The organism is Nocardia sp. NPDC002869 (assembly GCF_046764065.1).
Classification (GTDB): Bacteria; Actinomycetota; Actinomycetes; order Mycobacteriales; family Mycobacteriaceae; genus Nocardia; species Nocardia rhamnosiphila.
The window spans coordinates 1-22,763 of the sequence record NZ_JBKOOL010000029.1; the positions used below are offsets into that span (position 1 = coordinate 1).

A 22,763-nucleotide genomic window follows, 5' to 3' on the forward strand; every position below is an offset into this window, starting at 1 on the left:
CCGACCGCACCCGCGCCCACTACAACCGGCTCCACGCCGAGTTGCAGCACACCCCGTGCTCGAAACGGTGCCCGGTCTGGCTGCGCTACGGCATCATCCCCCAAGGTGCCACCGAGAAGACCATCCCGGGCCGCTGCAAAGGCAAAGCACACCGCCGCGACACCCTCGGCCTGCCCGGTCGCCGGGTCCTGGTCTCCCGGCAGTGGTCGAACAAGACCCTGCCCGACCACAAGGCCGACCGCGCCGAATTCGTTCGGCAACTGCTCGCCTCGGTGGGGATCGTCAAACCCGACACCTCACACCTCAAGCTCTCCATCGTCCGGCCCGGGGACCGTTCGGTACCGCCGCGGGATCACCTGATCCTCTCGGCCATCGCCAAACGCAAGATCTGGCGCGCCGAGTACACCCGCGCACTGCTCGCAGCGGGCCCACCAGCACAGCAAGACACTTCGGCAATTCCAGTAGCGGCATAGGGGAGTGGAAGAAATGGAAGTTCGTTCGCAGTATCTGAGCGTGGCTGAGGCCGCCGCCTACCTGGGTACCGGGGTTCGGTTCATTCGACGGCTCGTGGCTGAGCGCCGGGTGGTGTTCTACAAGGTCGGCGGACATGTTCGGTTCAAGGTCTCGGACTTGGAGACGTACGCGCAGGCAGGTCGGGTGGATCCGGTAGAGGTCCGGTGGTCCGGCGGCAAGGCGGTCGCCTGATGGGTCGTCGTCGCTTCGGTTACGTCCGGCCGTTGCCGTCTGGCCGGTTTCACGCATCGTTCATCGGCCCGAACGGCAAGCGCCAGAATGCCCCCCAGACCTTCCGTACGAAGACGGATGCGGACAGATGGCTGGTCAACGTCGAATCGGATATCAGCCGGGGCGTCTGGCTGGATGAGAAGCTGGGTCGGCAACCGTTCGAGGAATACGCTTCGGCCTACCTGCGTGATAGTCCAGATGTGGGTCCTCGGTGGGAGGAGACGTGCCGCCGGAATATGCGGCTGCACATGGTCGATCTGTTGCCGTTGCCGTTGGTCGCGATCACTGCTCCGGTGGTGCGGTCGTGGCATGCGAAGGCGTTGGCGGGTTCGGGCGGCCGGACCTCGATAGCGCAGTCCTACCGGTTCCTGCGGACTGTGATGAACCAGGCCAAGCGTGACGGTGCTATCTCGGCAAATCCTTGCACCATCAAAGGCGCTGGTACCGATCGTGCGAAGGAACGCGGTATCGCTTCACCGGTTGAAGTGGCGGAGCTCGTGGACAACATCACCCCGAGGTATCGGGCGGCCGTCCTGCTCGCTGCCTGGTGTGGCCTGCGCCGTGGTGAGATTGTCGGCCTCGCGGTGGTGGATCTCGATCTGGTGGCGAACGAGGTATGGGTTCGCCGGAATCGCGTTGAACTGCTCGAATCGCCGGTGGCATTCGACAAGGACCCGAAATCCGATGCTGGCAAGCGCGCGGTTTCGATCCCTCCCCACCTGCGGCCGTTCCTTGTGGAGCACCTACAGAAGTGGTCCGGCGATCCGTGGCTGTTCGTCGGGCGGGATCGGCAGCGGATGCGTGGTAACGCGATCTATCAGGCGTTTGTCCGGGCTCGGAACCGGGTCGGGGTGGAGGTGAGCTTTCACGATCTGCGCCATACCGGTCAGACCCTGGCGGCCAGCACCGGTGCCACGCTCGCGGACCTGAAGAAGCGACTCGGGCACGCCTCCACCGCTGCGGCTATGCGGTACTTGCATGCGGTCGACGGTCGGGACAAAGAGGTCGCGGCCGAGCTGAGCAAGCTGGCTGCACGTGGAAACGCCGTAGACCTTCCTCGAACCATCGTGCTCAAGCACTGAGGCCCTATCGCACGAGGATCGCACGATCGGATGATTCGGCGCTCTGACCTGCGAATGTGTGCCTGCCTCACACGCGGAAGGTCGCTGGTTCGATCCCAGCTGGGACCACAGACAGAAATCGCCCCCTACCTGCCAATCGGCGGGTAGGGGGCGGTTGTCATTTCTGGCCGATTGCCGCTACCGCATCCTTGGGCTCGGTTCTCGCGCCGGTTCGGAGTTCGATACCTGCGGCGCAAGTAGGAGAAGTGCTTCCGCTCTCCGGCACTACGTGTCGATACCCGGATATGCGCATCCGAATATGTCAACCAGCCCGGGGAGCGCCTCGGCCCTGTATCGCCGCAGACTCGGTGATAGCTTTCAGGTATGAGTTTCGGGGCGAAGTCGATGGTTCGCGCGATCGCCCCGACGTGGCTTGTTGTCGGTTCGGGAGTGTGCCGGGCCGGACCCGCGCTGCGCCGGGTGGTGTCGTGATGGCGGTCACGGTTCTTCTCGGTGGTGATGTGATGCTGGGTCGCGGTGTGGACCAGATCCTGCCGCATCCCGGAGCCCCGGAACTGCGGGAGCCCTGGGTCCGGGATGCCCGGCGTTACGTCGAGTTGGTAGAGTGGGCTCACGGCTCACTGCCGCGGCCCTGTGGCTACGACTGGGTGTGGGGTGAGGTGCCGGGCCTGCTGGACGAGCTGGCGCCCGAGGTACGCCTGGTCAATCTGGAAACCGCGGTCACCGCGGACGGGTGCTTCGCCCCGGGCAAAGCCATCCACTATCGGATGCAGCCCGGTAACCTGCCGGCGCTCACCGTGTTCGCTCCCGACGTCTGCGCGTTGAGCAACAACCATGCCCTCGATTTCGGTATCGGCGGATTGATGGACACACTCGACGCATTGGCCGGCGCGGGTATCCGGGCCGTGGGTGCGGGGGACGACCTCGCGGCGGCGCAACAGCCCGTCGCGGTGCCGCTACCGGATGGACGCCGGGTCTTGATCGAGTCCGTATCGACCAGGTCCAGTGGGGTTCCATCGGACTGGGCCGCCACCACCGGCCGCCCCGGAGTCCGGCGCATCGATCACCCGTCGGCGGGGCACGCCGACGATATCGCGGCGCATCTATCGGCCCACCGGCATGACGGTGATCTCACGATCGTATCGGTCCATTGGGGTGCCAACTGGGGGTACGGAATCGGCCTGAGCGAGCGGCAGTTCGCGCACCGCCTCATCGACGCCGGTATCGATATCGTGCACGGCCATTCCGCGCACCATCCCCGGCCGATCGAGATCTACCGCGGCAGACCCATCCTGTACGGGTGCGGTGATGTGATCGACGATTACGAGGGCATCGGCGGCCACGAGTCCTACCGGCCCGACCTGCGGGTGCTGTATCTCGTCACTCTCGACCCCGCCGGCCCGGCCGTGCTGCACATGCTGCCCCTCCGCATCCGGCGAATCCGGCTCGAGCGCCCGGGGCTATCGGATACGCAATGGCTCCGGACTCGGCTCGCCGAGATCAGCCACAGTTTCGGCACGCGGGTCGAGATCGGGCCCGGCGATCTGCTGACTGCCGGGTCGGCGGTGTGAGGCTCGAAGGGCCGGGAATGCAGGTGATCGGGTGAGGCCGGTCGCTGAGCATTGTCTCCCACTTCGAGTAGGCCTCGAAGTCGTGGATTCGGAGAGGGCTGTCGTTCGGCGATGTTCGTGCCGTTGTGTTCCGCCGGCGAATCGATCACGGTGGGCAGGCCGTGCGCCGATCATGCGGGGTGGGCGCCGACCTCTCCGGTCGAAATCAGCTCCGGGGGCCGGTGAATGCGCAGGGGCGGGGGGTCGCCCGCGTAGCGTTCGATCTCGACCAGGCAGCTGTTGACCGACGGCCCCTGGGCCAGCGAACTGGTGCCGATGTCGAGGGTGACGGTGTTCGGGTTGCCGTGTACATCCAGTGATTCCGGGTCGTCGGGGTCGAGCGGGTCGTACCAGGCGCCGGTGGCCATGTGCACGACCGCGGGCCGGACCGCGTCGGTGAGCCGGAGGCCCGCGAGGTCGCGGTAGCCGTGGGCGCCGAAGCTACCGGGGTTGACCTGCGCGTTTCGCGCTGCTGCCCCGCCGAAGAAGACGATGCGGGCACAGTGCCGCGCGAGCTCCTCCGTGGTGGGGGACTGCCGCGCCGCGTAATAGGCGTTCATCCCGAGCACGTGCGGGATCGTGACCTCGGCGGCGGCGAACGAATAGGTGTCCACCGAGGCGGTGTAGCCGCCGAACATCCGCAGGAAGCGATGGATCTGCCCCTGGGTGTGGTGGAACCGGCCGGCGCTGGCCCAGCCGTAGGAGCCGCCGTAGATCGCGCGGTTGCCGGCTCGCTCCCGGGTGGACCGCAGGGCGCCGGCGGCGATATCCAGTGCTTCGTCCCAGTCGACCTCCACGAACGGTTCGCGGCCCCGGCGCGTGGTGTCGCTGTGCTCGCGGTCCCGGTAGTAGCCGAGCCGGATGGCGGGCCGGGGCGATCCGGTGATCGGGGTCGTGGGTGGCGGTGAGCGAGCGGCCGATCGGCGAGGGGTCGGGGTCGGACCCGGCGGGAGTGACGCGGAGTTCGCCGTCGGTGGCGCGGTCGATCAGGTAGTTGCCCCAGTGTGTCGCGGTCGGTAGCGGCTGCGTCATCGTGGTCCTTCGGGCGGTGGTACGGCGATCCGGGTCATCGATCACCGTACGACCGGGTCGCTGTTCGACGCGGAGCGCGGGGTGGACGGGGTGCGGGATCCGTACGCCGGGCGCGCCCGGCCGCCGCGGGCCCGGATGACCACCGTGGGGGACCCGTCGGCGGGTCACTCGGCGATTGCTATCTTGAACGTCGTTCAAGTCATGGTGTTGCGGAGGTATCCCGGTGAGCGGTGTCGACAACGAGCGGAGGCCGCGGGCCGGTATCACCGCACGCGATATGGCACAGATCGCGGTATTCGCCGCGTTGATCGCGGCGTTGGGCCTGCCGGGTTCCATCACGGTCGGATTCACCGGTGTGCCGATCACCGTGCAGACGCTGGGTGTCCTACTGGCCGGGGCGGTGCTGGGACCGCGTAAGGGCACGGCCGCCGTGGCAGTCTTCATCGCCCTGACCATCATCGGGCTGCCGCTGCTGTCGGGTGGCCGCACCGGGCTGACCGCGCTGGCCGGCCCGAGCGCCGGCTATCTGGTCGGCTGGCTCCCGGCGGCGCTGTTCATCGGGCTGCTCACGGCGCGGATCGTGCCCAAGTACCCGGTGCTGCCCGCGCTGCTGATCAACGCGGCCGGCGGCATCGTGGTCATCTACTTCTTCGGGACCCTCGGACTGTTGCTGCGCACCGATATCGTACTGTGGCCGGCGATCACCTCGAACGGCGTGTACCTGCCCGGTGACCTGCTGAAGGTGGTCGTCGCGACGACGGTGGCCAAAGGTGTACACCGCGCCTACCCCGGGTTGATCCGTGCCTAGCCGGGAACTCGGCGGAACCGGCGACGCGCCCGCGCTCGATCTCGGCGGGCAGCGATACAGCTACGCCGAACTCGACCGCGCCGTCGACCGCTGGATCGACCGGCACGAGCCGGGCCCGGGTGGATACGACGCCTCCACCCTTCCGGTCGCCGAAGCGCTGATCTGCGTCTGCGCGGCCGCACGGCGCGGTGTCCCGGTCGCCGTGGAGGACCCCGCCGCGCGCCCCGACCGCACCGAATGGCCGGCCTCGGCGTTCCTGCTGGTCGCCACCTCGGGGTCGACCGGCCGGCCCCGGCCGCTGGCCCGCACCGCCGCCTCCTGGTACGACAGTTTTCCGGCCTTCACCGCGCTCACCGGGGTCACGGCCACCGACCGGGTCCTGCTCACCGGCCCGCTGCACGCGACGATGCATCTGTTCGGGGCCCTGCACGCGCTGTGGTGCGGGGCCTGCGTCACCGACGACCCGCGGCAGGCCGGCGTCGTGCACGCCGTCCCGGCGGTACTGCGCGAGGTCGTGCGTACCGCGCCCGAACTACGCACCGCCGTCGTCGCCGGTATCGCCGCCGACCCCGGCGCGCTCGCGGCGGCCCGTCATCTGCGCGTCGTCGAGTACTACGGTTCCTCCGAGGTATCGCTGGTCGCTGCCCGGCGGGTCCCCGAACCGCTGCGGTTGCTCGACGAGGTGGACGCCGAGATCCGCGACGGGTTGCTCTACGTCCGATCGCCCTACACGGTGCTCGGTGCGCCCGAATGGTTCTGTGTCGGCGATCTGGCCGTACTGGGGGACGACCGGGAACTCGCGGTCCGGGGACGCGGCGAGGCGGTGATCAATGTCGGCGGTACCACCGTCGTCGCCGAGGATGTGGAACGGGTACTGGGCGGTATCGACGGGGTGGTGGCGGCCGCGGTGATCGGTTCGGCGCATGCGGTATTCGGCGAAACCGTCACGGCGGCGGTGCAATTGGACGGTGTCGCCATCGAAGAGGTGCGGCGGCGGGCGCGCGGGCTGCTGAGCCGGGAAGCGGTGCCGCGGCGCTGGGTGCGGGTCGGTGAACTTCCCACCACGACCGCGGGCAAGGTCGCCCGCGGCCGGTTGAAAGACTTGCTGGCGTGAGTGCTGTTCCTGTCCTGGTCGCCGCCCGGCGCACCCCGATCGGTACGGCCGGGCACGCGTTCGCCGGCCTGACCGTCAGCGATCTGGCCGCCCCGGTCCTGCGGGCCGTCGCCGGGGAGGTGCGCGCGGCCGGACTGGACGACGAGATCGACGATGTGGTGCTGGGCAACTGTCTGGGCCCCGGCGGGGATCCGGCCCGGGTCGCGGCGCTGCGGGCCGGGCTCGGAACGCAGGTACCCGGCGTCACCGTGGACCGGCAGTGCGGTTCCGGGCTGGACGCGGTGATGCAGGCCGCGCTGCGGGTGCGTAGCGGCGCGGACGGGTTGATTCTCGCCGGTGGCGTCGAATCCGCGAGTACCGCGCCGTGGCGGTTCTGGCCGCCCGAGCCGGAGCGGGAACCGGTGCGCTACACCCGCGCGCCGTTCGCGCCCGCGGGTTTTCCGGACCCGGATATGGGCGTCGCCGCCGATGATCTCGCCCGCCGCCGCGGTATCGGCCGGGAACGGCAGGACGCCTACGCCGCGCGCTCCCATGCCCGCGCCGCCGCCACCGATTTCGGCGCGGAGCTGGTACCGGTCGCGGGGGTGGGCCGGGACCAGCGCATCCGGCCGGGAATGACCGCGCAGCGGCTGGCCCGGCTGCGGCCCAGCTTCGGCGCCGACGGCACCGCGACCGCGGGCAACTCCTGCGGGATCTCCGACGGTGCCGCCGTCCTGGCCGTGACGAGCGAAACACGCGCGGCCGGGTTGCCCGCCCTACGGATCCTCGGGTCGGCGGTGAGCGGCTCTGATCCCGCCCTGCCCGGGCTTGGCCCGGTGCCGGCGATCCGGACGGTACTGCGTCGCACCGGTCACTCGGTGGCCGACCTCGGCATCGTGGAGATCACCGAGGCCTTCGCCTCGGTGGTGCTGGCCGTGGCCGACGAACTGGAGCTGGACGAAGCGGTGCTCTGCCCGGAGGGCGGCGCGATCGCCATGGGCCACCCCTGGGGCGCCTCGGGTGCGGTCCTGCTGGTGCGGCTGGCAAGTCAGATGTTACGGCCGGACGGGCCTGCCCTCGGACTGGCGGCCTGTGCCATCGGCGGTGGTCAGGGGATCGCCGTACTCGTGGAGCGGAGGCAATGAGCGAGATCGTCTTCGATGCGGTGAGCCACCGCTACGGTGAGCGCCGGGTCCTGCGTGCAGTGGACCTGCGGATCACCGAGCGCCGGGTCGGAATCATCGGCGCCAACGGGTCCGGGAAATCGACCCTGGCCCGGATGATAAACGGCCTGCTGACCCCGACCTCGGGCACCGTCACCGTGGACGGTGTCGACGCCTCGAAGAAAGGTGCCCGGGTCCGTCGCAAGGTGGGATTCGTGTTCACCGATCCCGACTCCCAGATCGTCATGCCGACCGTCGCCGAGGATCTGGCGTTCTCGCTGCGGCGGACGGGCCTGAGCAAACCGGAGATCGCCCGGCGGGTGGCCGGGATACTGGACCGCTTCGGCCTCGCCGCCCACGCCGACCATCCGTCCCATCTGCTCTCCGGCGGGCAGAAACAGTTGCTGGCGCTGGGTGCCGTCCTCATCCGGCGCCCGGAGGTGATCGTCGCCGACGAGCCGACCACCCTGCTGGATCTGCGCAACGCCCGCGCCGTCGCCGCGGCGCTCGATTCGGTGGACCAGCAGGTGATCGTGGTGACCCATCAGCTCGGGCTGCTGGACAGTTTCGAACGGGTGATCGTCGTCGACGAGGGCGCGGTGGTCTTCGACGGCACCCCCGCCGCGGCCGTCCCCGCCTACCGGGAGCTGATCGAATGATCGGGCTGTACCTTCCCGGTCACTCGCTCCTGCACCGGATGTCCGCCGGGGTGAAACTGCTGTCGCTCGTCGCGGTCATCGTGGCGGCGACCGTGCTCGTGCGGACTCCCGCGCAGGTGGGGGGCGTCGCGCTCGGCGTCGCCGCAGTGTTCGCGCTCGCCCGGATCCCGTGGCGGGTGGCGCTGGCCCAGCTGCGGCCGGTGGTGTGGATGCTGGTGTTCGTCGCGGTGGTCCAGGTCCTGATGACCTCGCCCGCGCGTGCCACGGTGGTGTGCGGGCTGCTGCTGATCTCGGTGGCGCTGGCCGCGCTGGTCACCTTGACGACCCGGGTCACCGATATGTTGGACGCCGTCACCCGGGGGCTCGGCCCGCTGCGCCGTCTCGGCGTCGATCCCGAACGTATCGGCCTGCTGCTGGCGCTGGCGATCCGCTGTGTGCCGCTGCTGGCCGGGATCGTCCGGGAGGTGGCGGACGCCCGGCGCGCGCGGGGACTGCAGTGGTCGGTGACCGCCCTCGCCACGCCGGTGCTGGTCCGGGCGCTGCGCACCGCCGACGCGATGGGCGACGCGCTGGCCGCCCGCGGAGTCGACGATGACTGAACTGCTCGCCGAGCGGATCGCGCGGCAGGCCGCCCGGGATCCGGCGGCGACCGCCGTCGTGGCCGCCCGCGAACAGGCCACCTACGGCGAATTCCTGGAGCGGGTCACCCGTACCGCCGCCGGTCTGGCCGGCGCGCACCGGGTGGCGGTACTGCCCACCTCCGATATCGGCTCACTGGTCACCGTGGCGGCGGCGATGTACTCCGGGGTCGGTGTGGTGCTGCTGCACCGCCATCTGCTGCCGCGGCAGCTGGACCGGGTCCTGACGCTGTCCCGGCCCGCGCAGGTGTGCGCCGCCCCCGGCCATCATCGGCTGCTGCGCCGGCTGGGCTGGACGGGCACGATCCGCACCGCGGCGGAACTGGAATCGGACGGGCCGTGCGGGCGCGCGGGCCCCGGAAGCGAACTACTGGTGGGGATCACCTCCGGCACCACCGGCGAACCCAAACTGTTCGTCCGGGATCAGCGATCGTGGGCGGCGACCCTGGACCGCTCCGACGCGACCTTCGATATCGGCAGGGGAGACCGGGTCTCCACGCCGGGCGTACTCGATCACACGCATTTCCTCTACGGCGCGCTGCACGCGCTGACCCGGGGCGCGACGGTCGATCTGCGTCCGGTCACCGCGGCGCTGGCCGATGACCCCACCCACCTGTACTCGGTCCCCGCCATCGCCTGGGATGTGGTGCGTTCGGGCGCGGGGCCGGTCGGCAGCGTGCGTGAGGTGCTGTCCTCGGCGGCGCGCTGGCCGCGGCCGGGTCGGGCGGCCTTGCGGGAGGTACTGCCGAATGCCGCGCTCACCCATTTCTACGGGGCCTCGGAACTGAGTTTCGTCTCGTTCGACCGCGGTCTCGGCGATACCGACGACAACGCGGCGGGGGAACTGTTCGACGGGGTCGAGGCGGAGGTCCGTGACGGTCTGGTCCATGTACGCAGCGATATGGTCTTCACCGGGTATCTGACCGAGGACGGCGTGGTGGACGGCCCGGTCGACGGCTGGTTCTCGGTCGGTGACCGAGGAGCGTTGGCGGGCAACAGGTTACGGCTCTTCGGTCGCGACGGCGAAATGCTCATCCGGGGCGGCCTGAATGTGGAGCCGGCGGCGGTCGAGGCCGCGCTGACCGCGATCCCCGGGGTCACCGAGGCCGCCTGCGTCGGACTCGCCGACCCGCGCTGGGGACAGGTGCCGGTGGCCGCCGTCGTCGTCACGGGCGACGCGCCCGGACCCGAGGAGATCCGGCGGCGGCTGCGGGCGGTGCTGCCGGCCCCGAGTATGCCGGATCGAGTGCGGGTGGTGGACCGGCTGCCGCGGACGCCGCGGGGCAAAGTGGATCGCGCCGCGCTGACCGCCCTGTTCGGCTGACACCGCGCGTTGCGGGCCGCGGGTGGCGCGGCGCTTGCGTGCGACGCCACACGGTAGGAGATCTCCGCGCGCGAAACCCATTCCGGTAGGCCGGAAGTGAGCCGGACGTGTTTGGCATCGTCCGGATCCGGTGTGTACTCGATACCCCGGTCCGACACGCCGATGGGAATACCGCCGCGGCGCCCCGGGCGGCGGTGGTCCGCCGGTCGTCCCGGCTGCTGCCGGGGCGGCGGTGGGGCGTTCCGGCCGCAGCGCCGTGGTCCTGCGGTCGGTTGTGGCCGGGTCGCGGCGAATATTGTGTTTTCGCTGTTCAGAGCTCAGCTTTGTTCGATAGAGTCATGTCGATTCAATGTTGGGATGCGCGTGTCGCTGGCTCGGGCGCCCGCTGGCGCTTCCGCGGCGCCGCACCTCACCGCATCTCAATGACACGTATCGTTTGGGTAGCGATTGTCATTTTCGTCTCGCAACCTCTATTGCTGAGCTTGGGTAGTTCTTTACTATGTGTGGAGCTGGACTGTGGCATCTCATATCGATGGGACGCCACGGGCATGATTGTGACGGTGCCTCGGAAGGGTTCGCCCGATCGCTGTTCGCCGATCTTCGATCAGCTGTCCTGCATGGGTTTTCAACAGTATTCTGGTAGTCGAGTCTGCTCGTTCGATGTGGTTCCGATGGTGGGATCGCTGTGGTTCGGCCTGGGTGGTGGCGGTGTCGCCGGACGCGAGGTCCAGTTCTTAAGCTTTGCTAAGGCTTTACCAATACCATAGCTATGGTTTGAAACTCGGCTCGTTGCCGTGCCGAGGACCTGCTTCACCGCGAGATGCCGGTTCGCGGTCTGTGCCCGACTGGACATGTTGATCGTCAACCGACCTCGGCTCGTGCCGAGTCGGCGAAGGAGACCAATGGCAACCAAGATCCCGAATGCCCATGTGTCACCGCCTGGACCGGGCTCGTCCGTAGCCACGGCCGGGTCCGGATCCCGCGTACGCTCGCTGGTCCCGGCCTCGATCCTGCGCCATGATGTCCCGGCCTCGATCGTGGTCTTTCTCGTCGCGTTACCGCTGTCCATCGGTATCGCGATCGCCTCCGGCGCCCCGGTGGCCGCCGGTCTCATCGCCGCGGTGATCGGTGGTGTGGTCGCCGGTGCCCTCGGCGGCTCCGTTCTGCAGGTGAGCGGCCCGGCCGCGGGCCTCACCGTGATCGTCGCCGAATCGATCAACCAGTTCGGCTGGCGCGTAACCTGTTTCATCGTCGCTGCGGCCGGTGTCCTGCAAATCCTGTTCGGCTTGAGCCGGGTCGCCCGGGCGGCACTGGCGGTGGCGCCGGTGGTGGTGCACGCCATGCTCGCCGGAATCGGCATCACCATCGCACTGCAACAGTTACACGTACTGCTCGGTGGTGAATCCAACAGCACCGCGTGGACCAACATCATCGACCTGCCCGCGCAGCTGGCCGCGCTGCACGGGCCGGCCGTCTTCCTCGGCGCGGTCGTCATCGGCATCATGCTCGGCTGGAAGTACCTCCCGGAACGGGTCCGGGTCGTCCCCGGCGCCCTGGCCGCGATCGTGGTGGCCACCGTGCTGTCGCTGGCGTTCTCGCTCGACGTCAAACGGGTCACCATCGACGGTTCGCTGTTCGATGCGATCGGGTTGCCCGAACTGCCCCGCAGCGACTGGGCCGGGGTCGTGATGATGATCCTGACCTTCGCGCTCATCGCCAGTGTGGAGAGCCTGCTGTCGGCCGTCGCGATCGACAAGATGCACACCGGGCCACGGGCCGATTTCGACCGTGAGATGCTCGGCCAGGGTTCGGCGAACGTACTGTCCGGCCTGGTCGGCGGCCTGCCCGTCACCGGTGTCATCGTCCGCAGTTCCACCAACGTCGCGGCCGGTGCCCGCAGCCGCGCCTCGGCCGTACTGCACGGTGTCTGGCTGCTGATCTTCTCGGTGGCCCTTGTCTCGCTGGTGGAGCAGATCCCGCTCGCCGCCCTGGCCGGTCTGCTCATCGTCATCGGCGTACAGCTGGTCAAACTGGCGCATATCCGGCTCGCCCACCGCACCGGCGACCTCCTCGTCTACGTCGCCACTCTGGGGTCGGTGGTCTTCCTGAACCTGCTGGAAGGCGTGCTCATCGGTTTGGCGCTGGCCTTCGCGCTCCTGCTCTGGCGGGTCGTCCGGGTCACCATCACCGCGGAACCGCTCGGCGGCACCGATCGCTGGCTGATCCAGGTCGACGGATCGTGCACGTTCCTGTCGCTGCCGAAACTGTCGTCCACCTTCGCGAAGGTCCCGCAGGGCATCCCGATGACCGTGGAGATGGCGGTCGACTTCCTCGACCACGCCGCCTACGACGCGATCACCGACTGGGCGCGGCAGCACGAGAGCAACGGCGGCACTGTCGAGTTCGTGGAAATCGGTGCCGCGCGGATGGCGAACGTGGAGGCGGCACCACCCTCGCGCAGTATGAGCCGGGTCGCCCTCGACGGTGTCCTCGGGCCCTGGCAGGTGGATCGCAACGGTACGTCCGACGGTGCGGGTGACAATGGTGATCCGCTGGTCAGCGGTATCGCGGCCTACCACCGCAGCCACGCGCATCTGGTGCGGCCGCATCTGGACGAGCTGCGTGACGGGCAGGATCCGGATTCCTTCTTCCTGACCTGCTCGGATTCCCGGATCGTGCCCAATGTGATCACCAACAGCGGGCCGGGCGATCTGTTCACCGTGCGCAATGTGGGCAATCTGGTGCCCGAGCACGGTGACGCGTCGGTGGAGGCGGCGCTGGTCTTCGCGCTGGAGAAGCTGAACGTCCGATCCGTGGTGGTCTGCGGTCACTCCTCCTGTGGGGCCATGGGTGCGCTGCACTCTGGCGAACCCGCGGGCCCGGGCATCGACCGCTGGCTCGAATACGGCCGGCCGAGCCTGGAGAGCTACCGGGCCGGGCATGCGGTCGGCCGCGCCGCCGAGGCCGCCGGTTTCGGTCCGGTGGAGCAGTTGAGCATGGTCAATATCGCGGTGCAGCTGGAGAACCTGCGACGGCATCCGTCGGTCCGCCGGGCCGCCGACGAACGCGGACTCACCGTCTCCGGTCTGTTCTTCGATATCGCCAGCGCACGGGTCATCGAAGTCCGCCCCGACGGTATCGCCCCCATCGAGGACAACGACGAGTTACTGGCGCAGTTACAGCGGGAACCGGCGCAGTCCGCCCGGTGACGCGCCGGAACGTGACCCGTCCGGGCGTCCCGGGCGGGTCACGTCCGCGCTCTCGTCCCACGGCGCCTCGTAGGCTGGTACCCGTGGAAAATCGTTCCGATTCTGTCGCGGATCGCCCCTCGGCCGAGGCCGGTGTGCCCGGGGAGGCCACCGAGCCCGAGTCCGGGCACCGGTCCGGCCCCGCGTTCTGGCGCGCCTACCGGGACCGGATCGCGCGGCGCCCTACGCTCGAGCTCGTCTACCGGGTCGGGGTGGCGGTCGTCGGCACCGCGGTGTTCGTCGTCGGGGTGATCACCATCCCGTTTCCCGGTCCGGGCTGGGCACTGGTGTTCGCCGGTATCGGCATCCTGGCCACCGAATTCGCGGTGGCGCGGCGGGCGCTGGTGTGGTTGCGGGACAAGTACCGGCGCGGGATGGCCTGGTACATCTCCCGCGGGCCGGTTATGCAGGTGATCGCCTTCCTGGCGACGTGTGCGCTGGTCGTGGCGACCCTGTGGGTACTGGGGACGTTCGGATTGGTCGGTGACTGGATCGGAGTCGATTGGCAGTGGTTGCGCAGCCCCCTGATGTCGTGACGTCGGTGAGCGGCCGGATGCTCACCGACGAATCGTGGCTGGCGGCTCGAATAGCGGCTCTCGGCGCGTCCTGGCGTACCGATTCGATGCGGGTGAGCACGACGCTGTGGTGGTGTATGACGGCCTCGGCGCTGGTCGAACAGGTGGTGCGGGCGCTGGCGCAGCGGCGTCCGATTCCGGCACCCACCCTGGACCGGCTCGCGCTGACCCTGCGCGCCGACGGGACGGTCGAACGGGTAGAGATCGACGAGGCCGGGTGGCACGCGGCCGGCGCGGACTCCGGGATCGAGGCCACCGAGGCCGCTATCGCGGTGGCCCTGCGGGAGACCCTCACCACGGTGATCGACCGCCTCACCACGGTGTCGGGGGTCCGGGGACCGGCGCTGTGGGCGGTGGTCACCGATGTGGTGGGGAGCTGGGCCGTCGACGCCGGGCAACCTCCGATCGGCCGGCGGCTGGCGGCGGCGGTCGGCACGGCACTGCCCGAACCCCGTTTCGTCGAGGTGGCCGGGCGCACCTTCGTCCGCCGTGCCTCCTGCTGCCTGGTGTACGAGGCGCCGGGCTGCGAGAAATGCGTCAGCTGCCCCAAGCGCCGCCCCCACGAGCGTGAAGCGCTGCTCGCGGACTACGCGCGGCGGGGGTGAGGAGCCGGTCCCGGCACCGGCCGGGCGTTCGCGCGGGCACGGCGAGCGACCTCGCCCGGTCCATCGACACGCGTTCCCGGCTGTGCCGATAGCATGGTCGCGGCCGGGCTGTGCCCGGTCACCGACAGACGGATCGAGCCGTCACCGAACCGGAACGAGCCGGAATGATGCGGGCGATCCGTTGCCCGAACGAGCCGAACCGTAACCGGCCACCCAGATACCCGAGGAGAGCGCCACCGTGACCACCACAGCCCCCCGCAGCCCAGCCACCCTCGTCCGGGTGCCTGCCGGGACGACGGCGGGTGCCGCGGTGCGTGAGGCGGGCCTGCCGGCCAAGGGCCCCGATACCGTGGTCGTCGTCCGCGACGCCGCGGGACAGTTGCGCGACCTCTCCTGGGCGCCGGAACTCGACACCGAGGTCACCCCGGTCGCCGCGGACACCGAGGACGGCCGCAGCGTGATCCGCCATTCGGCCGCCCACGTGCTGGCCCAGGCGGTGCAGCAGGAGTTCCCCGAGGCCGTGCTGGGTATCGGCCCGCCGATCAAGGACGGCTTCTACTACGACTTCCGGGTCGAGCGCCCGTTCACCCCCGAGGATCTGGCCAGGCTGGAGTCCCGGATGAAGAAGATCGTCAAGGGCGCGCAGCGGTTCTCCCGCCGCGTGGTCGAGGTGGATCAGGCGCGGATCGAACTCGCGAAGGAACCATTCAAACTCGAACTGATCGGCGACAAATCCGGGATCGACGATCCGGAGATCATGGAGGTCGGCGGGAACGAGCTGACCATCTACGACAATCTCGACCCGCGGACCGGTGAGCGGGTGTGGGGCGATCTGTGCCGGGGTCCGCACATCCCCACCACCAAGTTCATCCCGGCCTTCAAGCTGACCCGTAGTTCGGCCGCGTACTGGCGCGGTGACCAGAACCGGGAAGGCCTGCAGCGCATCTACGGCACCGCCTGGGAATCGGCCGAGGCGCAGGACGAGTATCTGCACATGCTCGCCGAGGCCGAGAAGCGCGACCATCGCAAACTGGGCCTGGAACTCGACCTGTTCTCCTTCCCGGACGAACTGGGTTCGGGTCTGCCGGTGTTCCATCCCAAGGGCGGCATCATCCGCAAGGAGATGGAGGACTACTCCCGTCAGCAGCATGTGGCGGCAGGCTACGAGTTCGTCAACACCCCGCACATCACCAAGGCGCATCTGTTCGAGACCTCCAAGCACCTCGAGTGGTACGCCGACGGGATGTACCCGCCCATGCACCTGGACGCCGAACTCAACGAGGACGGCACCGTGCGCAAGCCGGGGCAGGACTACTACCTCAAGCCGATGAACTGCCCGATGCACAACCTGATCTACCGGTCCCGGGGCCGGTCGTACCGGGAACTGCCGCTGCGGCTGTTCGAATTCGGTTCGGTGTACCGGTACGAGAAGTCCGGGGTCGTGCACGGCCTGACCCGGGCCCGCGGTTTCACCCAGGACGACGCGCATCTGTACTGCACCCAGGAGCAGGTGGTCGAGGAACTGACCGGCACCCTGCGGTTCGTACTCGACCTGCTGAAGGCCTACGGTCTGGACGATTTCTACCTGGAACTGTCCACCAAGGACCCGGACAAGTACGTCGGCTCCGACGAACTGTGGGACGAGGCCACCGAGACCCTGCGCCAGGTGGGGGAGGCATCCGGCCTGGAACTGGTGCCCGATCCCGGGGGCGCCGCCTTCTACGGTCCGAAGATCTCGGTGCAGACCCGCGACGCGCTCGGCCGCAACTGGCAGATGTCGACCATCCAGCTGGATTTCTTCGAACCGGATCTGTTCGAGCTCGAGTACACCGCCTCCGACGGCACCAAGAAGCGGCCGGTGATGATCCACCGGGCCCTGTTCGGTTCGATCGAACGTTTCTTCGGCGTCCTCACCGAGCACTACGCGGGTGCGTTCCCGGCCTGGCTGGCGCCGGTACAGGTCGTCGGCATCCCGGTGGCCGATACCTTCGTCCCGCACCTGGACGCGGTGGTGACGCGGCTGCGCGCGGCCGGGGTCCGGGCCGAGGTCGATCGCGGTGACGACCGGATGCAGAAGAAGATCTTCAACCACACCGCGCAGAAAGTGCCGTTCATGCTGCTGGCCGGCGCGCGGGATGTGGAGGCCGGCGCGGTGAGCTTCCGGTTCCGGGACGGCACCCAGGTCAACGGGGTGCCGGTGGACGATGCGGTGCGAGTGGTCGCGGAGTGGATCCGCCGCCGCGACAATTCCTCGCCCACCGCGGACACGGTTCGCGCCCTGGTGGACAGCGAAGGCGGTGCGCCCGAGTGACACCGGGTCCGTCCGGGCGGGGAAAGGGTATGGAGCATGAGTGAGCGCACGGCGCCGGACGAGCTGACCGAGGAGTCGGGCGCGACCCCGCAGCGGTCCGGCGAGATCGTGGATCGCGGTGCGGGCGAACCGGACCGGTTGCAGCGGCTGTGGACGCCGTATCGGATGTCCTATATCGCGGAGGCCGCCACCACGGCCCCCAAGGGCGCGACCGGGCATCCGTTCACCGATATCCCCACCATGTCCGACGAGGACGGTCTGGTCATCGCCCGCGGTGAGCAGGTGTACGCGGTACTGAACCTGTACCCCTACAACCCGGGGCACATGATGGTGGTGCCCTATCGCCGGGTCGCGAACCTGGAGGATCTCACCGCCGCCGAATCCGCCGAACTGATGGAGTTCACCCAGCGGGCCATCCGGACGATGAAGAAGGTGTCCCGGCCGCACGGTTTCAATGTGGGACTCAACCTGGGTGGTGTCGCGGGGGGCTCACTCGCCGACCACCTGCACCAGCACATCGTTCCGCGCTGGGGTGGTGACGCGAACTTCATCACCGTGATCGGGGGCGCGAAGGTGATGCCGCAGTTGCTGCGCGAAACTCGGGAGCTACTCGCGTCGGCCTGGGAGGAGGCGTAGATGAGCGACGCCGCACTACGGGCGCGCGCCGGAGCCGGACGGGTGCGGGTGACCCACCGGGCAGAGCAGGAGGGGTAGGTGCTGAGCATCTTCGGCCGGGCGACCTTCGCCAAGGCCACCGCGCCGCTGGGCAGGGCACTGGTCGGCACCGGCCTCACCCCCGACGCGGTCACCCTCATCGGCACCGCCGCCTCGATCGCCGCCGCGGTCACGCTGTTCCCCACCGGGCATCTGTTCTGGGGAACCATGCTCATCTGGTTGTTCGTCATGTTCGACATGCTCGACGGCGCGATGGCCCGGGCCCGGGGCGGTGGGACCCGCTACGGGGCGGTGCTCGACGCGACCTGCGACCGCGTCGCCGACGGCGCCATCTTCGGTGCGCTGGCCTGGTGGGCGGTCTACCACGAACAGAGCAGGCCGCTGTTCGTGGCCACCCTGGTCGTCCTGGTGACCTCGCAGGTCATCTCCTACGCCAAGGCCCGGGCCGAGGCCAGTGGGCTGTCCGCCGACGGCGGCCTGATCGAGCGCCCGGACCGGCTGGTGATCGTGCTGGTGGGTGCCGGGCTCACCGGGATCGGCGGGTACTGGGGGATCGAATGGCTCACCTGGGCCGTGCACGTGGCGATGTGGGTCCTGGCCGTACTCAGCATCGTGACGGTGGGCCAGCGGGTGCTGGCGGTGCGCAATTCACCCGGGGCCCGCGAGATCCTGGATAGCACGAACAACAACGGAACGGAGCGGCCGTCGTGAGCAGGTGGCGGGCGACCGCGAGCGATCGCGGATACGCCGCGGGCTGGCGGCTGGTGCGCGCCCTCCCGGATCGGGCGGCGCGCACACTGTTCGACCGGGGTGCGGATTTCGCGGCCCGTAAGGGCGGTCCGGTCCAGTTGCGCCGCAACCTGGCCCGGGTGGTCGGGATGCCCGCGGAAGCCGTATCCGACGAACTCGTCCGGGCGAGTATGCGTTCCTACGCCCGCTACTGGCGGGAGACGTTCCGGTTACCGACGATGGATCACGCCGAACTGGTGCGGTCGGGCCGGATCGCGGTGATCGGCCTGGAACACCTGGACGCCGCGCTGGCCCGCGGTCGCGGAGTGGTGTTCGTCCTGCCCCATTCGGGTAACTGGGATATGGCCGGTACCTGGCTGGTCCAGAACTACGGGACGTTCACCACCGTCGCGGAACGGCTGGAACCGGAATCGCTGTTCGAACGGTTCGTCGCCTACCGGGAGAGTCTCGGCTTCGAGGTGTTCCCGCTGACCGGCGGCGAGCAGCCGCCGTTCACCGCGCTGGCGCAGCGGTTGCGTGACAACAAGATCGTCTGCCTGATGGGGGAGCGCGACCTCACCGGTCGCGGTGTCCCGGTGACCTTCTTCGGTGAACGGACGTGGATGCCCGCCGGAGCGGCCGCGCTGGCCGTGGAAACCGGTGCCGCGCTCATGCCGGTACACGTCTCGTTCACCGTGGACGACCGCGGCTGTGAGGGCTGGGTGGTCCGTACCCGGGAGCCCCTGGACGTCACGGACGGTGTCGCGGCCGCGACGCAGGCGCTGGCGGATTGTTTCGCCGCCGGTATCGCCGAGCACCCGGCCGACTGGCATATGTTGCAACCGTTGTGGGAAACGGATCTGTCCGAGGCCCGGCTGGACCGTATCCACGCCGCACAGGCGCGGCGCGAGACGTATTCGATCGAAGCCGGTGGAGACCGCGCCCCATGAGAATCGGCATGGTCTGTCCCTACTCGTTCGACGTACCGGGCGGCGTGCAGGCGCATGTGGTGGAGCTCGCGCAGGTTTTCCTGGAACGCGGTCACAAAGTTAGTGTGCTGGCGCCCGCCTCCGAGACGACCGAGCTTCCCGATTTCGTCGTCTCGGCCGGGCGCGCGGTGGCGATCCCGTACAACGGCTCGGTCGCCCGGCTCTCCTTCGGGCCGACCGCCTATACCCGGATCCGCCGGTGGATCGAGGGCAACGAGTTCGATGTCCTGCACATCCACGAACCCAACGCGCCCAGTCTGTCCATGCTGGCCCTGAAGATCGCCGAGGGCCCGATCGTGGCCACTTTCCACACCTCCACCACGAAGTCCCTGATACTGGCGACATTCCAGGGTGTGCTGCGGCCCTATCACGAGAAGATCAGCGGCCGGATCGCGGTATCGGAACTGGCCCGCCGCTGGCAGGTGGAGGCACTCGGTTCCGACGCGGTGGAGATCCCGAACGGGGTGGATGTGCAGGCGTTCGCCCGCGCCCCGCGGCTGCCCGGCTATCCCCGACCGGGTGGCACCGTCCTGTTCCTCGGACGCTACGACGAGCCGCGTAAGGGGATGCAGGTCCTGCTGGGGGCGCTGCCGGCCCTCGTCGCGCGGCATCCCGAGGTAGAGGTCCTGGTCGTCGGTCGCGGTGACGAGGAACGTCTGCGCCGGGAGGCCGGTCCGCTCGCTCGGCACCTGCGTTTCCTCGGCCAGGTCTCGGACGCGGAGAAGGCCTCGGCCATGCGCAGCGCCGATGTCTACGTGGCACCGAATCTGGGCGGGGAGAGTTTCGGGATCATCCTCATCGAGGCCATGGCCGCCGGGACCGCCGTGGTGGCCAGCGAACTGGACGCTTTCCGGCGGGTACTGCGCGACGGCGCCGCCGGGTTGCTGGTGCCGATCGGTGACGCAACGGCTCTGGCCGATGCCCTGGACACGGTGCTCACCGACGAGGCCCGGCGCGGCGATCTGGTGCGTACGGCGACCCAGGTGGTCGGCACCTACGACTGGCCGGTGGTGGCCGAACAGATCCTGCGGGTCTACGAAACCGTGGTGGTCGGCGATCTGCGGGTGCGGGTGGCCGGATGATCACCTTCTCCGCGACCACGGTTCTCGTTCTCACGTTCGTCGCCGCTCTCGTGGTCGCACTCGGGGTGTGGGCCTATTCCACCGCCAACCGGCTCGACCGCCTGCATGTGCGCACCGATCTGGCCTGGCACGCGCTGGAGGCGGCGCTGGCCCGCCGGGCCGTGGTGGCCCGGGCGGTGGCGATATCGCTGTCCGGTGCGCACGCCGGCCCGGAGCCCGATACCGCCGAGTCCGCCCGGCGGCTCACCGCACTGGCCGACCGCGCCGAGCGCACCGGCCGCGAAGACCGGGAAACCGTGGAGAACCAGCTGGCGGCGGCCCTGTCGGCCGTCGATATCGCCGAGCTGCCGACCCAGCAGGTCGCCGAACTGGCCGATGCCGAAGCCCGGGTGCTCATCGCCCGCCGCTTCCACAACGACGCTGTGCGCGACACCCTGGCGCTGCGGGCCCGCCGCCCGGTGCGCTGGCTGCACCTCGGCGGTACCGCCCCCATGCCGACCTATTTCGAGATCGCCGAACGGGCCACTCCCGCGGCCTCCACCGGACTGGAGGTCGACACCACGCGGGTCTCGGCGCGGGTGGCCCTGCTCGACGAACAGGACCGGATCCTGCTCATGCGCGGCCACGATCCGCTGGCCCCGGAGGTATCGTTCTGGTTCACCGTCGGCGGCGGGGTGGAGCCGGGGGAGAGCCTGCGCGAAGCCGCCGTGCGCGAGGTGTACGAGGAAACCGGGCTCCTCGCCGATCCGGCGGCGCTCCGCGGTCCGATCTGGCGGCGGGTGGCGGTCTTCCCGTTCAACGGCGATCTGATCCGGTCCGAGGAACTGTTCTTCGCGCTGCGGGTACCGCGATTCGAACCCGAGGCGACCGATCTGACCTATGTCGAGCAACGCTCCATCACCGGTAACCGGTGGTGCGGTCCGGACGATATCAGGGCCCAGGTCGCCGCAGGTGAGATGGTGTATCCGTACCAGTTGGACGAGCTGCTCGCGGAAGCCGCGGCGGCGGCCGACGCCGCGGGCGATCCGGAGGTGCGCTCCATCCGGTGAAATGTGACCGGGCTCACCGGCGTGATAGGGTCGCGGACGGTTTGACACGCCGAGGATGTGTCGATTCGGTGTGTGGAGGTGAAGACGTGTCCTACATCCTGTTCGATTACCTGTTGCCGATTCTGGGTCCCGGCGCCGCCGAGTACTGGGCGAAGCTGCTGGTGGTCGATCCGATCTGAATCGGTTCGCAGTGCCCCGCCGGGCCGGTGTCACACCGGTCCGGCGGCGGCGTTTTCCGGTCCAATAGCCGGAGGTCGACGGGAAATCGCAGGTGGTTGCCAGGCCAGTGTGCGTCAACTGGCTATGAAGCCGGTTTGTCGCCCCACCTAGAATCGTGGTGTTCATCGACGATCACCACCTGGCAACAGACACAGGAGCTGCCGTGACCACGCCCGAGACCACCCAGACCGCCGACGCGACCCGCGAGGCCGGTACCGCCCGCGTGAAGCGCGGTATGGCCGAGATGCTCAAGGGCGGGGTGATCATGGACGTCGTCACCCCGGACCAGGCCAAGATCGCCGAGGATGCCGGCGCCGTCGCGGTGATGGCGCTCGAACGGGTACCGGCCGATATCCGCGCCCAGGGCGGGGTGTCCCGGATGAGTGATCCGGACATGATCGACGGGATCATCGAAGCGGTCTCCATCCCGGTGATGGCCAAGGCCCGGATCGGGCATTTCGTGGAAGCGCAGGTGCTGCAGAGCCTCGGTGTCGACTACATCGACGAATCCGAGGTCCTCACCCCCGCCGACTACGCCAACCACATCGACAAGTGGAACTTCACGGTGCCCTTCGTCTGTGGCGCCACCAATCTCGGTGAGGCGCTGCGCCGGATCACCGAAGGCGCGGCCATGATCCGCTCCAAGGGCGAGGCGGGCACGGGCGATGTCTCCAACGCCACCACGCATATGCGCAAGATCCGGCAGGAGATCACCCGGCTGGCCTCTCTGCCCACCGATGAACTGTTCGTCGCCGCCAAGGAACTCCAGGCGCCCTACGAACTGGTGAAGGAGATCGCCGACACCGGGAAACTGCCCGTCGTGCTGTTCACCGCCGGCGGTATCGCCACCCCGGCCGACGCGGCCATGATGATGCAGCTCGGCGCCGAGGGCGTTTTCGTCGGTTCGGGCATCTTCAAGTCCGGTAACCCGGCACAGCGCGCGAGCGCGATCGTCAAGGCGACCACGTTCTACGACGACCCCGATGTGCTCGCCAAGGTCTCGCGCGGGCTGGGCGAGGCGATGGTCGGTATCAATGTCGACGAGATCCCGCAGCCGCACCGGCTGGCCGAACGCGGTTGGTGATCGGCGCGCGGAACTCCGGCGGCATCGTGCCGCCCCCGTGCCAG

The 22,763-nt window shown here is 69.1% G+C and carries 21 protein-coding genes and 1 tRNA gene; 21 read left to right on the forward strand and 1 reads right to left on the reverse strand.

Features of this window, described 5'->3' with window-relative positions:
* The 5 genes from ACLML9_RS08235 to ACLML9_RS08255 form a co-directional block, all read left to right on the forward strand.
* On the forward strand, nt 1-473 hold a 473-nt coding region (locus tag ACLML9_RS08235), incomplete at its 5' end, for a replication initiator (protein WP_411944934.1).
* A 13-nt stretch (nt 474-486) separates the two neighbouring features.
* Nucleotides 487-705 (forward strand): helix-turn-helix domain-containing protein, encoded by a 219-nt coding sequence (locus tag ACLML9_RS08240; RefSeq protein WP_411944965.1) that lies wholly within the window; start codon nt 487-489, stop codon nt 703-705.
* Nucleotides 705-1,826: a tyrosine recombinase XerC gene (xerC, locus tag ACLML9_RS08245; protein ID WP_411944935.1), complete on the forward strand. Its 1,122-nt coding sequence runs from the start codon at nt 705-707 to the stop codon at nt 1,824-1,826. The genes ACLML9_RS08240 and xerC overlap by 1 nt, the downstream gene beginning before the upstream one ends.
* Nucleotides 1,827-1,934: transfer RNA gene (locus ACLML9_RS08250), tRNA-Val, on the forward strand.
* Nucleotides 1,935-2,296: 362 nt separating this feature from the next.
* Nucleotides 2,297-3,397 (forward strand): CapA family protein, encoded by a 1,101-nt coding sequence (locus ACLML9_RS08255; RefSeq protein WP_411944936.1) that lies wholly within the window; start codon nt 2,297-2,299, stop codon nt 3,395-3,397.
* Between the two features lie 170 nt (nt 3,398-3,567).
* Here the strand turns inward: ACLML9_RS08255 and ACLML9_RS08260 are convergent, their stop codons facing one another.
* Nucleotides 3,568-4,323 (reverse strand): molybdopterin-dependent oxidoreductase, encoded by a 756-nt coding sequence (locus ACLML9_RS08260; protein ID WP_411944966.1) that lies wholly within the window; start codon nt 4,321-4,323, stop codon nt 3,568-3,570.
* Nucleotides 4,324-4,745: 422 nt separating this feature from the next.
* Between ACLML9_RS08260 and ACLML9_RS08265 the strand changes: the two genes are divergently transcribed.
* From ACLML9_RS08265 to pdxS, 16 genes are all read left to right on the forward strand, one after another.
* Nucleotides 4,746-5,276 (forward strand): biotin transporter BioY, encoded by a 531-nt coding sequence (locus tag ACLML9_RS08265; protein ID WP_411944967.1) that lies wholly within the window; start codon nt 4,746-4,748, stop codon nt 5,274-5,276.
* Nucleotides 5,269-6,390 carry a class I adenylate-forming enzyme family protein gene (locus ACLML9_RS08270; RefSeq protein ID WP_411944937.1) on the forward strand — a complete coding sequence of 374 codons (1,122 nt, stop codon included), beginning with the start codon at nt 5,269-5,271 and terminating at the stop codon, nt 6,388-6,390. The genes ACLML9_RS08265 and ACLML9_RS08270 overlap by 8 nt, the downstream gene beginning before the upstream one ends.
* Nucleotides 6,387-7,514: a thiolase family protein gene (locus tag ACLML9_RS08275; protein ID WP_411944938.1), complete on the forward strand. Its 1,128-nt coding sequence runs from the start codon at nt 6,387-6,389 to the stop codon at nt 7,512-7,514. The genes ACLML9_RS08270 and ACLML9_RS08275 overlap by 4 nt, the downstream gene beginning before the upstream one ends.
* Nucleotides 7,511-8,191: an energy-coupling factor ABC transporter ATP-binding protein gene (locus ACLML9_RS08280; protein ID WP_411944939.1), complete on the forward strand. Its 681-nt coding sequence runs from the start codon at nt 7,511-7,513 to the stop codon at nt 8,189-8,191. The genes ACLML9_RS08275 and ACLML9_RS08280 overlap by 4 nt, the downstream gene beginning before the upstream one ends.
* Nucleotides 8,188-8,790: an energy-coupling factor transporter transmembrane component T family protein gene (locus ACLML9_RS08285; RefSeq protein ID WP_411944940.1), complete on the forward strand. Its 603-nt coding sequence runs from the start codon at nt 8,188-8,190 to the stop codon at nt 8,788-8,790. The genes ACLML9_RS08280 and ACLML9_RS08285 overlap by 4 nt, the downstream gene beginning before the upstream one ends.
* A complete protein-coding gene (locus ACLML9_RS08290; protein ID WP_411944941.1) occupies nt 8,783-10,153 on the forward strand; it encodes an AMP-binding protein in 1,371 nt (456 codons plus the stop codon). Before ACLML9_RS08285 ends, ACLML9_RS08290 begins: the two co-directional genes overlap by 8 nt.
* A gap of 902 nt (nt 10,154-11,055) precedes the next feature.
* Complete coding sequence (locus ACLML9_RS08295; RefSeq protein WP_411944942.1) at nt 11,056-13,362, forward strand: SulP family inorganic anion transporter; 2,307 nt, start codon at nt 11,056-11,058, stop codon at nt 13,360-13,362.
* Nucleotides 13,363-13,496: 134 nt separating this feature from the next.
* Nucleotides 13,497-13,937 carry a TIGR02611 family protein gene (locus tag ACLML9_RS08300; RefSeq protein WP_030521565.1) on the forward strand — a complete coding sequence of 147 codons (441 nt, stop codon included), beginning with the start codon at nt 13,497-13,499 and terminating at the stop codon, nt 13,935-13,937.
* Nucleotides 13,934-14,581 (forward strand): (2Fe-2S)-binding protein, encoded by a 648-nt coding sequence (locus ACLML9_RS08305; RefSeq protein ID WP_411944943.1) that lies wholly within the window; start codon nt 13,934-13,936, stop codon nt 14,579-14,581. The genes ACLML9_RS08300 and ACLML9_RS08305 overlap by 4 nt, the downstream gene beginning before the upstream one ends.
* 238 nt (nt 14,582-14,819) lie before the next feature.
* A complete protein-coding gene (gene thrS / locus ACLML9_RS08310; RefSeq protein WP_411944944.1) occupies nt 14,820-16,892 on the forward strand; it encodes a threonine--tRNA ligase in 2,073 nt (690 codons plus the stop codon).
* Between the two features lie 36 nt (nt 16,893-16,928).
* Nucleotides 16,929-17,528, forward strand: coding sequence for an HIT family protein (locus ACLML9_RS08315; RefSeq protein ID WP_411944945.1), 600 nt, complete (start codon nt 16,929-16,931; stop codon nt 17,526-17,528).
* A 78-nt stretch (nt 17,529-17,606) separates the two neighbouring features.
* Complete coding sequence (gene pgsA, locus ACLML9_RS08320; RefSeq protein WP_411944946.1) at nt 17,607-18,278, forward strand: phosphatidylinositol phosphate synthase; 672 nt, start codon at nt 17,607-17,609, stop codon at nt 18,276-18,278.
* Nucleotides 18,275-19,246, forward strand: coding sequence for a phosphatidylinositol mannoside acyltransferase (locus tag ACLML9_RS08325; protein WP_411944947.1), 972 nt, complete (start codon nt 18,275-18,277; stop codon nt 19,244-19,246). Before pgsA ends, ACLML9_RS08325 begins: the two co-directional genes overlap by 4 nt.
* Complete coding sequence (locus ACLML9_RS08330) at nt 19,243-20,367, forward strand: glycosyltransferase family 4 protein (protein ID WP_411944948.1); 1,125 nt, start codon at nt 19,243-19,245, stop codon at nt 20,365-20,367. Before ACLML9_RS08325 ends, ACLML9_RS08330 begins: the two co-directional genes overlap by 4 nt.
* Nucleotides 20,367-21,416, forward strand: coding sequence for an NUDIX hydrolase (locus ACLML9_RS08335; protein ID WP_411944968.1), 1,050 nt, complete (start codon nt 20,367-20,369; stop codon nt 21,414-21,416). The genes ACLML9_RS08330 and ACLML9_RS08335 overlap by 1 nt, the downstream gene beginning before the upstream one ends.
* A 382-nt stretch (nt 21,417-21,798) precedes the next feature.
* Entirely contained in the window at nt 21,799-22,719 is a 921-nt protein-coding gene (gene pdxS / locus ACLML9_RS08340; RefSeq protein ID WP_411944949.1) for a pyridoxal 5'-phosphate synthase lyase subunit PdxS, read from the forward strand.
* Nucleotides 22,720-22,763: the final 44 nt, after the last annotated feature.

Excerpts from the sequence above, each read along its gene's own strand:
- ACLML9_RS08295 (WP_411944942.1), top strand. The coding sequence starts at position 11,056 with ATGGCAACCAAGATCCCGAATGCCCATGTGTCACCGCCTGGACCGGGC.
- ACLML9_RS08315 (WP_411944945.1), top strand. The coding sequence starts at position 16,929 with ATGAGTGAGCGCACGGCGCCGGACGAGCTGACCGAGGAGTCGGGCGCG.
- xerC (WP_411944935.1), top strand. The coding sequence starts at position 705 with ATGGGTCGTCGTCGCTTCGGTTACGTCCGGCCGTTGCCGTCTGGCCGG.
- ACLML9_RS08330 (WP_411944948.1), top strand. The coding sequence starts at position 19,243 with ATGAGAATCGGCATGGTCTGTCCCTACTCGTTCGACGTACCGGGCGGC.
- ACLML9_RS08290 (WP_411944941.1), top strand. The coding sequence starts at position 8,783 with ATGACTGAACTGCTCGCCGAGCGGATCGCGCGGCAGGCCGCCCGGGAT.
- ACLML9_RS08240 (WP_411944965.1), top strand. The coding sequence starts at position 487 with ATGGAAGTTCGTTCGCAGTATCTGAGCGTGGCTGAGGCCGCCGCCTAC.
- ACLML9_RS08285 (WP_411944940.1), top strand. The coding sequence starts at position 8,188 with ATGATCGGGCTGTACCTTCCCGGTCACTCGCTCCTGCACCGGATGTCC.
- ACLML9_RS08280 (WP_411944939.1), top strand. The coding sequence starts at position 7,511 with ATGAGCGAGATCGTCTTCGATGCGGTGAGCCACCGCTACGGTGAGCGC.
- ACLML9_RS08265 (WP_411944967.1), top strand. The coding sequence starts at position 4,746 with ATGGCACAGATCGCGGTATTCGCCGCGTTGATCGCGGCGTTGGGCCTG.
- ACLML9_RS08255 (WP_411944936.1), top strand. The coding sequence starts at position 2,297 with ATGGCGGTCACGGTTCTTCTCGGTGGTGATGTGATGCTGGGTCGCGGT.